Origin of the sequence: Gordonia sp. (in: high G+C Gram-positive bacteria), assembly GCF_049299075.1 — a bacterium.
Classification (GTDB): Bacteria; Actinomycetota; Actinomycetes; order Mycobacteriales; family Mycobacteriaceae; genus Gordonia.
The window spans coordinates 1-10,867 of sequence record NZ_JBAQWU010000066.1; the positions used below are offsets into that span (position 1 = coordinate 1).

10 protein-coding genes and 1 pseudogene are annotated in these 10,867 nt (G+C 66.7%); 6 read left to right on the plus strand and 5 right to left on the minus strand.

The genetic code is table 11. The features are described from left to right. Nucleotides 1–242: pseudogene (locus tag WAW85_RS02385) on the plus strand (beta-mannosidase); the annotation flags it as partial. A 21-nt stretch (nucleotides 243–263) separates the two neighbouring features. On the opposite strand, the gene WAW85_RS02390 reads toward WAW85_RS02385, so the two are convergent. Further along, nucleotides 264–1,394: an amidohydrolase family protein gene (locus tag WAW85_RS02390; RefSeq protein WP_422558059.1), complete on the minus strand. Its 1,131-nt coding sequence runs from the start codon at nucleotides 1,392–1,394 to the stop codon at nucleotides 264–266. Between the two features lie 79 nt (nucleotides 1,395–1,473). On the opposite strand from WAW85_RS02390, the gene WAW85_RS02395 reads away from it, so the two are divergent. Beyond that, nucleotides 1,474–2,631, plus strand: coding sequence for an FAD-binding oxidoreductase (locus WAW85_RS02395; protein ID WP_422558060.1), 1,158 nt, complete (start codon nucleotides 1,474–1,476; stop codon nucleotides 2,629–2,631). 6 nt (nucleotides 2,632–2,637) lie between these two features. Here the strand turns inward: WAW85_RS02395 and WAW85_RS02400 are convergent, their stop codons facing one another. From WAW85_RS02400 to dnaK, 4 genes are all read right to left on the minus strand, one after another. After that, nucleotides 2,638–3,021 (minus strand): heat shock protein transcriptional repressor HspR, encoded by a 384-nt coding sequence (locus WAW85_RS02400; protein ID WP_422558061.1) that lies wholly within the window; start codon nucleotides 3,019–3,021, stop codon nucleotides 2,638–2,640. 6 nt (nucleotides 3,022–3,027) lie between these two features. Beyond that, on the minus strand, nucleotides 3,028–4,233 hold the full coding sequence (gene dnaJ, locus WAW85_RS02405; RefSeq protein ID WP_422558062.1) for a molecular chaperone DnaJ: 1,206 nt from the start codon (nucleotides 4,231–4,233) through the stop codon (nucleotides 3,028–3,030). 168 nt (nucleotides 4,234–4,401) lie between these two features. Then, a complete protein-coding gene (grpE, locus tag WAW85_RS02410; RefSeq protein WP_422558063.1) occupies nucleotides 4,402–4,977 on the minus strand; it encodes a nucleotide exchange factor GrpE in 576 nt (191 codons plus the stop codon). Further along, a complete protein-coding gene (gene dnaK / locus WAW85_RS02415) occupies nucleotides 4,974–6,827 on the minus strand; it encodes a molecular chaperone DnaK (protein ID WP_422558064.1) in 1,854 nt (617 codons plus the stop codon). Before dnaK ends, grpE begins: the two co-directional genes overlap by 4 nt. Nucleotides 6,828–7,145: 318 nt before the next feature. Here dnaK and WAW85_RS02420 point away from each other — a divergent pair, with 318 nt between their 5' ends. Genes WAW85_RS02420 through WAW85_RS02435 form a run of 4 tightly spaced genes read left to right on the plus strand, consistent with a single transcriptional unit; the run spans nucleotide 7,146 to nucleotide 10,842 of the window. After that, nucleotides 7,146–7,979: a fumarylacetoacetate hydrolase family protein gene (locus tag WAW85_RS02420; protein WP_422558065.1), complete on the plus strand. Its 834-nt coding sequence runs from the start codon at nucleotides 7,146–7,148 to the stop codon at nucleotides 7,977–7,979. Nucleotides 7,980–8,005: 26 nt separating this feature from the next. Continuing rightward, on the plus strand, nucleotides 8,006–8,815 hold the full coding sequence (locus tag WAW85_RS02425) for a crotonase/enoyl-CoA hydratase family protein (RefSeq protein ID WP_422558066.1): 810 nt from the start codon (nucleotides 8,006–8,008) through the stop codon (nucleotides 8,813–8,815). Nucleotides 8,816–8,836: 21 nt separating this feature from the next. Further along, a complete protein-coding gene (gene macS / locus WAW85_RS02430) occupies nucleotides 8,837–10,135 on the plus strand; it encodes a MacS family sensor histidine kinase (RefSeq protein ID WP_422558067.1) in 1,299 nt (432 codons plus the stop codon). Nucleotides 10,136–10,158: 23 nt separating this feature from the next. Then, complete coding sequence (locus tag WAW85_RS02435; protein ID WP_422558068.1) at nucleotides 10,159–10,842, plus strand: response regulator; 684 nt, start codon at nucleotides 10,159–10,161, stop codon at nucleotides 10,840–10,842. Nucleotides 10,843–10,867 lie beyond the last annotated feature (25 nt).

The window sequence follows — 10,867 nt, forward strand, 5'->3', positions numbered from 1 at the left end:
CCCGGATGATCACTGCACGCGCACTAAATAAGCCGCTTTTCGTCGCCGAGATCGGACTCAAGGGCGGCTCGTGCCTTCCGCTCGACCAGCGCGCAGCCGCAATCCGCACGGCCATCGCCGAGCTGCGCGTGCTGGGGACCGCCGGCGCACTTCTGTGGGCCTATGTACCCGATCCCCGACCGGCTCAGTGCACCTTCGACATAGGGCCGGGCGATCCGCTGTGGCCGCAACCGATGCCCTGACCAGACCACCGGTCAACCGACTCAGGGAGCGGATCCGATCCGGTACACACGCTTAGCGTTGTCATGGAAGAAGTGCGCCAGCAGATAGTCCCCACGATCGGACAGCACATCGAGCAGGGCGCCGACGGTCACCCCAATGCTCGCATTGCAGTCGTCGAGCGGAGCGTTGGAACCGAACATCACCCGCCCCGGACCGAATCGGTCGACCACGTGCAGCACCAGCGGTCCGATCATGTCGGCCAAGATGTGCTGTCCACCGATATTGCCCGCCTTCTGCTGCCCGTAACCCAGGAGTGCCGATCCGATCCCACTGATCTTCACCAACACATTGGGCTCGGCGGCGAGCATCGACATGCGCTCGCGCCAGAGACTGAGGATGTCCGCGCGGGCGGCCGCGGTGGAACCGGCACTACTCCCGATCGGCCCGAATACCCCGGCAGGCAAGCCAAGATGCTCGACGATGAACGTCGCCTCTGGGAAGCGGTGCACGAGGGCCGACAACTCCCCCAACTGCGTTGAGTAACAAAGACTCTCGATCACCAGCCCGCGCTTGATCAGGTCCGGCATCGCTGCTTCGATGGTCGCCGAGGCAATCGCTTCCGGCGTCGGCGTCCAGTTGTGCACCAGCGGATCGGGGTGCCGGCCCCATCGAAGTCGGACACCACGGATCAGTCCGTCGTCCGCCTCGAGAAGCTCACCGATCCCCAACCCCGCGATGCGCTCGTCGAGCGGAATGACGAGGCCGCCCAGCGTAGGCGCACCGTCCTGGCCGTACGGCTGACGGCGCAGCCAATCCAGATCCCGCTCGATCGCCCCCATCGTCGCTTCCGGCGAGACGCGGCGGCGCCACTGCGAATCGACCGGAATCACCGACGTCACCGGCACCCCGGCCACGCTCTGCAGCCCGGCCAGATCGTTGCGGTAGTCCGAAAGCTCGTAACGGCGGGTCAGTGCACCGGCGCACGCGGTGCTCGTGATGCTGTGTTCCTGGGTGAAGTTCGCGGCGAGCCGGACCAACGGAGTGGGCAGCGCCCGAAGAAGTGGCGAGGTAACCCGGCCGATACGTTGCAGACTCCAGGGCGGCGTGCGCGGATTGAAAAAATGCGCGCGCGTATCGACAATGCCCGGCACCTTCCCCACCAACGTCACCACGTCGTCAAGCGTGCCATAACTGTCGACCGATATCTGTTCACGATCACCGAATCCGTGGCGGCAGGACTATTATTGACGCGTGAGTCTGCCCCGAGAGCCTGTGCTCCATACGCTGCGCAATAGGATCGCCGCCGACCCGGATACGTTCGCGCGCAATGTCTTTGCGCGCCTGTTCGGATCGGCGCCGACTGTCCGCGACATGTTCCCGGCACACTTGAGTCACCTCCGCGAGGTCTTCTCGCAGATCCTCGAACACGTGCTGGAGGTCCTGCCCGCCCCGGATGGGCACGACGAGCTAATTGAGCTGCTCGCCCAACTGGGCCGGGATCACCGCAAGTACGGCGTCACCGCAGAGCACTACGACCTGATGGCGCAGGCGCTCGTCAGCGAGGCTGCGGTGCAGCTCGCCGACATCTGGAACCGGGAATCCGCCGAGACCGTGGCGCAGGCGGTGCTCCTAACCACCGGCGTGATGCGCGGTGCCGCGCAGAGCGCCGAAGGCCCGGCCACCTGGCGAGCCCGGGTGGTGCAGAAGTTCGGGATCAACCGGGAGCGCGCCGTCGTCCGTCTCATCGCCGTCGACGAGATGCCGGAGTTTCAGGCCGGGCAATACCTGGAAACGCAGATTCCGCAGTGGCCGCACGCGTGGCGCAGCCTCTCCCCCTCGGTGCCGCCGAATCTGGCAGGCGAACTGGAGTTTCATGTGCGGTCGGTGCCCAGCGGACACGTGAGCACCTCGATCGTGAAGGAGACACAGCCCGGCGACGTGTGGACGTTCGCACAGGCGCACGGGACACTACATGTCGAGCCGGGTCAGCCGGTCCTGATGGTCGCCGGCGGTACCGGCCTGGCACCGCTGCGCGCCCTTCTGCTGTCGGCGGCCATGAACGCGGACGCGCCCCCGGCACACCTCTTCTATGGAGCGCGCTTCCCGGGGGAACTGTACGAGTTGGGCATGCTGCGCGAGCTCGCCGCCACCAATCCGTGGCTCACGGTGACCGCCGTGATCGACGAGACCGTCGACCCGTGGTGGCTGCCGGCCGCGCCCGATCCACATCAGTGGGGCTTCGAGGTGTTGCATGGCCGCGTCGGCGACATCGCGGCGCGCTACGGCGATTGGACCGGCCGCCAGGTGCTGATCGCCGGCCCGGCCGACATGATCACGTCCACCAAACTCAAACTGCGCCTCGCCGGGGTACCCAGCGACCAGATGCAGAGCGACCCGGTCCACGACTGAGGGCGGTCAGTCCCGGCGACGACGCTGGCGAGGCTCCCAGACGACGACGGAGTTGGAACGCTGTACGTGCACCACTTCGCCGCGCGGGACGCTCGGCGACGCGCGCCGATGCAACTCGCTGAGCTGACGGTTGAGCTTCGCCAGCTCGTCACTGAGCTCGATGATCCGCTTGATTCCGGCGAGGTTCACCCCCTCATCCTGCGAGAGCCGCTGGATCTCACGGAGCCGCTCGACGTCGTGCGCGGAGTATCGACGCCCGCCGCCGCTGGTCCTCTGCGGCGAGACCAGGCCGAGGCGGTCGTAGGTCCGCAGCGTCTGCGCGTGCATCCCGGAGAGCTCTGCTGCTACCGAGATCAGATACGTGACTTCACGTCCATCGTCGTTCCGCACGGCGAATCACCGACCCCAGTCCGCCCGCGGATCGAAGCCGGCGGCCTTCTCGGCTTCCGCGTACGTCTTCATCGCGTCGAGCGCGGCATCGTCGAGCTTCGGCGGGACGGCCACCTTAACCGTCACCAGCAGATCACCCTTGCCGCCCGCCCGCTTGGGCACACCGCGGCCCTTGAGCCGCAGCACCCGGCCGTCGGCGGTGTTCGGCGGGATCTTGACACCGACCGTTCCGTCGAGCGTCGGCACCGAAACGGTGGCGCCCAGCACCAACTCGGAAATGCTCACCGGGAGGGTGACCTTCAGGTCGTGTCCGGACCGGGTGAACACCGGATCCGGGGTCACGTGCACGGTCACGTACAGGTCACCCGACGGCGCCCCGCGCCGTCCGGCCTCGCCCTGGCCGGTCAGTCGAATGCGCTGACCGTCTTCGACGCCGACCGGAATCTTGACGTTGATCGACCGCTTGCGCACCTGCACGCCAGTCCCTGAACACTGCGCACAGGGCTTGTCGATCCGGGTGCCAGTGCCCTGACATTCCGGGTCCGGCTCGGCGAACCCGAAGTGGCCTTGGTCGCGGTGTATGAAGCCGGTGCCGTTGCACGACGGACAGGTCCGCGGACTGGTTCCGGACTTCGCACCGCTGCCATGGCACGACGTGCACGGCGACGGACTGGTCACTTCGAGGCGAATCGTATTGCCGGTGACCGCGTCGCGGAAGTTCAGGGTGGTCTCGGCCTGCAAGTCGTTGCCGCGGCGCGGGCGCTGCGACTGTTGCTGTTGGGTGCGCCCGCGCGATCGGCCCATGCCGCCGAGCAGATCGCCCAGGTCAAAGCCCCCACCCCCGCCGGAGGCTGCGCCACCGAACAAGTCACCCAGGTCGCCCATGTCGAATCCACCGGTGGTGGTGTATCCGCCCCCGCCGCCGCCGAAACCACCGCCGCCGAACGAGTCGCCACCGCGGTACCGGCCGCTGGACATCAGGGCGCGAGCTTCGTCGTATTCTTTGCGCTTCGCTGTATCGGACAGCACGCTGTTCGCTTCGGAAACCTTCTTGAAACGCTCTTCCGCAGCACTGTCGCCGGGGTTGCGGTCCGGGTGGAGTTGGGCCGCGAGCTTCCGGTAGGCCTTCTTGATGTCGGCCGCCGATGCATCCGAAGCGACGCCCAGGTCGGCGTAAAAGTCCCGGTCGAGCCATTCGCGTTGTACCGCCATCCGGCGTCACCTCCTTGTTTCGCTAATTATTCTTCGTGGGGCTGCTGACCAGTGTCAGCTCATATCGCTCAGCACTCCCCGTAGCTGAGCGAGAAATTCTTCGGTAGTCGCGCGATGATCGGGTGCCGATCACCGGGCAGATTTGCCCGGCGATCGGCACCCGATTCACTACGCCTGCCCTGGGGTCTCGGCGCCCGGCGCCGCGGGCTCGGGGTCGGTGACGATGACCATCGCGGTGCGCAGCACTCGGTCCCCCACCCGGTAGCCGGGCCGGAACACGGTGCCGATCACCGGATCGACGCCACTGCCTTCGTCCTGGATCGCCTCGTGCAGTTCCGGGTTGAACCGATCTCCCGGCTCGCCGAACTTGTCGAGTTGCTCTCCGGACAGCACGCCGACAAGCTTGTCGGCGAACGCCTTGAGCGGACCATCTTCCAGGTCGCCGTGCTCGCGGGCCCGATCGAAATCGTCAAGCAGCGGCAACAGCTTTTCCAGTAGACGAGCCCTACCGCCCGCCGCGGCCTGCGCGAACTCCTCGGCACTGCGCCGCTTGAAGTTCTGGAACTGAGCACGCTCCCGCTGCAGCGCCTCGGTGAGCTCGGCGATCTGCGCCTGCTCAGCGCCGGGCGCCGCCCCGTCGGCGGGAACCTGGGTTTCCGCGTCGGGGGCAGCGTCAGCGAGTTCGGCTTCAACGACGATGTCGTCCTCGCGTGCGCCGGGTTGGCCGGCGAACGGCTCGGTCACTTGTTGTCTGCCGGATCGTCAACGACCTCGGCGTCCACCACCTCGGCGTCGACGACATCGTCGTCACCGCCAGCGGCTTCACCGCTGGAGTCGGCCGCCGAATCGGCCTGCGCGTTCGCGTAGATCGCCTGACCCATCGCCTGCGAGCGCTCGGACAGCTTCTCGATCGCGCTGCGGATGGTGGCCGAGTCGGTGCCCTTGAGCGCCTCGTTGGCCTCGTCCACAGCCGCTTTCACGTCTGCCACGACATCCGCCGGGAGCTTGTCCTCATTGTCCTTGAGGACCTTCTCGGTCTGGTTGACCAGCGACTCGGCCTGGTTGCGGGTTTCGGCTTCCTCGCGACGCTTGCGGTCCTCCTCGGCGTGGAGTTCGGCGTCCTTGACCATCCGGTCGATCTCGTCCTTGGAGAGGCCCGAGCCATCCTGGATCCGAATGCTGTTCTCCTTGCCGGTGCCCTTGTCCTTCGCGGTGACATGCACGATGCCGTTGGCGTCGATGTCGAAGGTCACCTCGATCTGCGGGACACCCTGCGGCGCCGGAGCGATGCCGCCCAGGTCAAAGCTGCCGAGCAGCTTGTTGTGCGTCGCAATGTCGCGCTCACCCTGGTACACCTGGATCTGCACCGACGGCTGGTTGTCTTCGGCCGTGGTGTAGGTCTCCGAGCGCTTGGTCGGGATGGTGGTGTTGCGCTCGATCAGCTTGTGCATAACGCCGCCCTTGGTCTCGATGCCGAGGCTCAGCGGAGTCACGTCGAGCAGCAGCACGTCCTTGACATCACCCTTGAGGACACCCGCCTGCAGGGCAGCGCCGACGGCAACCACCTCGTCCGGGTTTACGCCCTTGTTGGGCTCCTGGCCGCCGGTCAGGTCCTTGACCAGATCGGAGACGGCCGGCATGCGGGTCGAGCCACCGACGAGGACAACCTGATCGATGTCTTTGACACTGACGCCAGCGTCCTTGATCACTGCCTCGAACGGGGTGCGGCAGCGATCGAGCAGGTCCTGGGTGATCTTCTGGAACTCAGCGCGAGTCAGGGTCTCGTCCAGGAACAGCGGGTTCTTGTCCGCGTCCACCGTGATGTACGGCAGGTTGATGGTGGTGCTCTGCGAGGCCGACAGCTCGATCTTGGCCTTCTCGGCAGCCTCACGCAGTCGCTGCAGGGCCATCTTGTCCTTGGTCAGGTCAATACCTGCGGTGGCCTTGAACTTGTCGACGAGCCAGTTGACGATGCGCTCATCCCAGTCATCGCCACCGAGCGCGTTGTCGCCCGAGGTCGCACGGACCTCGACGACGCCGTCGCCGATTTCCAGCAGCGAGACGTCAAAGGTGCCGCCGCCGAGGTCGAAGACCAAGATGGTCTGCTCGCTGCCACCCTTATCCAGACCGTAGGCAAGGGCGGCCGCGGTCGGCTCGTTGACGATGCGCAGAACTTCGAGGCCGGCGATCTGACCGGCTTCCTTCGTGGCCTGACGCTGCGCGTCGTTGAAGTAGGCCGGCACGGTGATAACTGCTTCGGTGACATCCTCGCCCAAGTAGGCCTCGGCGTCGCGCTTGAGCTTCATCAGGGTGCGGGCGCTGATCTCTTGCGGCGTGTACTTCTTGCCGTCGATCTCGGTGCTCCAGTCCTCGCCGATATGGCGCTTGACCGAACGCACGGTGCGATCGACGTTGGTGACGGCCTGGTTCTTGGCGGGCTGACCTACCAGGACCTCGCCGTTGCGCGCGAAGGCAACAACGGACGGCGTGGTCCGCGAACCTTCGGCGTTGGTGACGACTACCGGCTCGCCACCTTCGAGTACGGCCAGGGCCGAGTTGGTGGTGCCGAGGTCGATTCCGACAGCACGTGACATATGTGTTCCTCCCAATTGACGGCCCGGTCGGGCCTGTTCGTCTTCGGTGGGCCTGCGGGCCCGGGTTACCTGTGGCTTCAGAAACCTCAGTGCCGCACACTCAACTTGTAGGCGCTATTTCGATGGCCGTCAAGCGGGCTTGAGTCTTAGTCACTCAGGTCTCTCACTAGGTGTAACTCCACCAACTCCGCATATCTTCCCGAAGTTGACTGTGTTTCACTCAATAGTTGAGTGATCTGCGCCACTTCCAGAGGGCCCCGCAGCCGAACGCCACCTGATGGAATGATCAAGAGAGTCCACGAGAAGATGAGGCATCGCATGTACCTGGCCACCATCCGCACCGGGACGAGCACGCACGCCGTCAAACGCATCACGTCCGAAGGCACCGACGTACTGCTCGACCTCGGTTACGACGACGTCGGCGCGCTGCTCGCCGACCCGGACGGCCTGACCACGGTGGCCGCGGCCACCGTCGGCACCACCTACGCACTCGCCGGCGCTGACTTCGCGCCGCCGGTGCCCCATCCAGACAAGGTGGTCTGTGTGGCGCACAACTACGGCGACCAGCACACGCTGCTCGGCGTCCGCGTGCCCGAGCGCCCGCGCTTATCGACCAAATTCTCCAGCGCGCTGATTGGGCCGAACGATCCGATCGTCCAACCCGCCGACGCGCACCGACTGCAGACTGCCGTCGAGCTTGGCATCATCATCGGCGCACCGGTGCGGCACGCCGACGACGACGAGGCCGCCGCCGCAATCGCCGGGTTCACCGTCCTGAACGACGTGACCGACCGCGACCTCGGCTTCGAATTCACGCAATGGGGCACGGCGACCATCTGGGATCACAGCACTCCGATCGGCCCCTGGTTGGTGACCCCGGATGAGCTGCCCGGTGGCACCGCACCGCAACTCACACTGACCGCGAGAGTCGACGGCACGCCGGTGCAGAGCGGCAGCACCGTCGAGGCGCACTTCGACCCAGTGCGCGTAGTCCGCCACGTCTCGCGGTACCTGCAACTGAACCCCGGTGACGTGATCGCCACCGGCTCCCCCGCCCACACCGGCGACGAGTCGACCTACCTGAAGCCCGGCCAGACCGTGGTGGCCGAGATCGCTGGAATCGGCGCCTGCCGCAACGCTGTCCTCACCTGACCGCCACAAGTAAATAAGGAAAGCCGTTGAGTGACAAGGCATTCGAGCACCTGAACTACGGCGTCGAGGGCGACGTCGCCCACGTGCTCCTCCACCGTCCGGACAAGCACAACGGCTTGACCCTGGACATGATCGACGGCCTGAGCCGCCTAGCCGATCGCGCGGCGAAAGACCGTTCGCTGCGTGCCGTCGTAATCTCGGGCGACGGCGAGTCGTTCTGCTCCGGACTCGACTTCGCCTCCACCGCGGACCAGCGCAGCCGCATCATGCGGGCGCTGGTACCCAAACGTCGGTCCGCGGCCAACACTTTTCAAGCCGCCAGTTGGGCCTGGCGGAACGTGCCGGTTCCGGTGATCGCAGTGATCTCCGGACACTGCTACGGCGGCGGCCTACAGATCGCGCTGGGCGCGGACTTCCGGTTCGCGGCGCCGTCGGCGGACTTCTCCATTATGGAGGCGCGCTGGGGGTTGATCCCGGACATGTCGCTATCGGCGAGCATCGCACAGCTGACCACCATCGACGTCGCCAAGCGACTGACGATGACGGGTGAAACCTTTAGCGCCGCCGAAGCTCTGGGGTGGGGGCTGGTCAGCGCAGTGGCCGACGATCCGCTTGCCGAGGCGCACAAGCTGATCGCCGCGGTGCGGGAGCGATCCCCAGATTCGGTCGCCGCATCGAAGCGGTTGTTCGAGCAGACCTGGTACAACGGCTCGCGGTTTGCGTTCCCAGTGGAGCAGGCGCTGCAAATCCGACTGCTGTCCGGCAAAAACCACGCCATCGCCCGGAAGGCCGGGCTGACCAGGCAGGCGCCGTCGTTCACCGATCGTCAGTTCTAGGACCGGGGAAGGGATCCGGACGTGACCGCGCCCAAACGCATCGCCGTGACGACCAGGCTGGACCGGTTGTTCCCCGCCGCGTGGCAGCGGCGCGATGACGTCGATCCGGTCGGTCCACTGTGGCGCGGTGCGCAGATCTTTCGGCTCGTCGCGTTTCTCTATGCGCTCGGTTTCCAGATCGCCGTCAACAGCGACCTGGCGCGGCCCGGTGTCACCTGGGCGCTTTTCGCAGTGCTGGCGCTGCTGAACGTACCGCTCGCCGCCGGCTACCTCATGGGTTTCGGGCGACGCTGGTCGTTCGTCATCGCCGAGCTGGCACTGTTCGCCGGTGCCATGCTCTCGACGTCGTTCGTCGCGAGCAGCGAGTGGATCGCGGAGAATCAGACCTGGCCGACGACGCTGTGGGCAGCCAGCCCGGTGCTCTCGGCGGCGCTGCTGGGCGGGACGGTCGCCGGTGGCGGCGCGGGTGTGGTGATCGGCCTGGCCAACTTCGCCGTCAAAGGACAGATCTTCTGGAACTTCGGCCGCAACGCCACGTTCCTGCTGCTGGTGATCGCGGGCCTGGCGATCGGTCTGGCGGCTTCGCGTACCCGATTGACGCACGCGAAGCTCACCGCCGCGGTGCAGGCGGCCGCCCGGGCAGGTGAGCGGGAACGGCTGGCCCGACATGTGCACGACGGCGTGCTGCAGACCCTCGCACTGATCGCCCGGCGCGGACGCGAGATCGGCGGACCCACCGGCGATCTCGCCGAACTGGCGGCCACCCAGGAGGGCAAGCTGCGCAGGCTCATCGCCGAAGTCGACGAGACCACCCCTGCGATCGGCAAACCGCTCCACCGGCGTGCCGAACCGCACCGAAAGCGTGCCGAACCGCTCCCTGAGCTTGTCGAACCGCTCCCTGAGCTTGTCGAAGGGTCGACCGAACGCCTCGACATCGGACCCGCTCTCCGCGCGCTCGCCAGCGCTTCGGTCTCCATCAGCACACCGGCCGATTCGGTGCTGCTGCCTCGCACCGTCGCTGAGGAAGCGCTCGCGGCGGTCACCAACATCCTGGACAACTCGGCGCGGCACGCGGGCGCGGGCGCCCACAGCTATGTCCTCCTCGAGGACCTCGACGACGTCGTGATCCTCAGCCTCCGCGACGACGGTGTCGGCATCGAAGACGGACGGTTGGCGCAGGCCGCTACCGAAGGCCGCATGGGCGTCAGCCGCTCGATCGTCGGCCGGATCGAAGCGCTCGGCGGCCGTGTTTCGCTAGATTCCACGCCCGGCGCGGGCACAGAATGGGAGCTGACGATTCCGGTCGGCGACGCGGAGTGAGCGCTCCGGGAGGAAGGATCGACATGACCGACATCTCAGCGGCAGGCTCGGCGGCGTTGCGCGTGATGGTCGTCGACGATCATCCGATGTGGCGCGACGGCGTGGCCCGCGACCTCACCGAGGAAGGCTTCGACGTGGTCGCTACCGCCGACAGCGTGGCCGCCGCGACCGCGGTGGCCCAGGCTGTGCGGCCAGACGTGGTGCTGATGGACATGCAGTTGCCCGACGGCACGGGCGCGCAGGCGACGGCCGGGGTGCTCGCGGTGTCCCCGACGTCACGCGTGCTGGTGTTGTCCGCCTCGGAGGAGCGCGACCACGTGCTGGAAGCGGTCAAGTCCGGGGCGACCGGCTACCTGGTGAAGAGCGCGCGACGCGCCGAATTGGTGGACGCGGTCAATGCGACGGCCGAAGGCACCGCGGTGTTCACGCCCGGCCTGGCCGGTCTGGTGCTCGGCGAGTACCGGCGGATCGCGAAAGAACCGGCACGCACCGACACCGCGCCGACCCTCACCGAGCGGGAGACCGAAGTCCTCCGATTCGTCGCCACAGGGCTGACATCCAAGCAGATCGCCGAACGCCTACATCTGAGCCCGCGCACCGTGGAGAACCACGTCGGCGCGACACTGCGCAAACTCCACCTCGGCAACCGCGTCGAGCTGGCCCGCTACGCCATGGAGCACGGCCTCACCGACCCCGACACCCCCTGAGTTCGCGGGGTCGCGGGGGGGGTTG

Excerpts from the sequence above, each read along its gene's own strand:
- dnaJ (WP_422558062.1), bottom strand. The coding sequence starts at position 4,233 with ATGGCGGTACAACGCGAATGGCTCGACCGGGACTTTTACGCCGACCTG.
- WAW85_RS02420 (WP_422558065.1), top strand. The coding sequence starts at position 7,146 with ATGTACCTGGCCACCATCCGCACCGGGACGAGCACGCACGCCGTCAAA.
- WAW85_RS02435 (WP_422558068.1), top strand. The coding sequence starts at position 10,159 with ATGACCGACATCTCAGCGGCAGGCTCGGCGGCGTTGCGCGTGATGGTC.
- dnaK (WP_422558064.1), bottom strand. The coding sequence starts at position 6,827 with ATGTCACGTGCTGTCGGAATCGACCTCGGCACCACCAACTCGGCCCTG.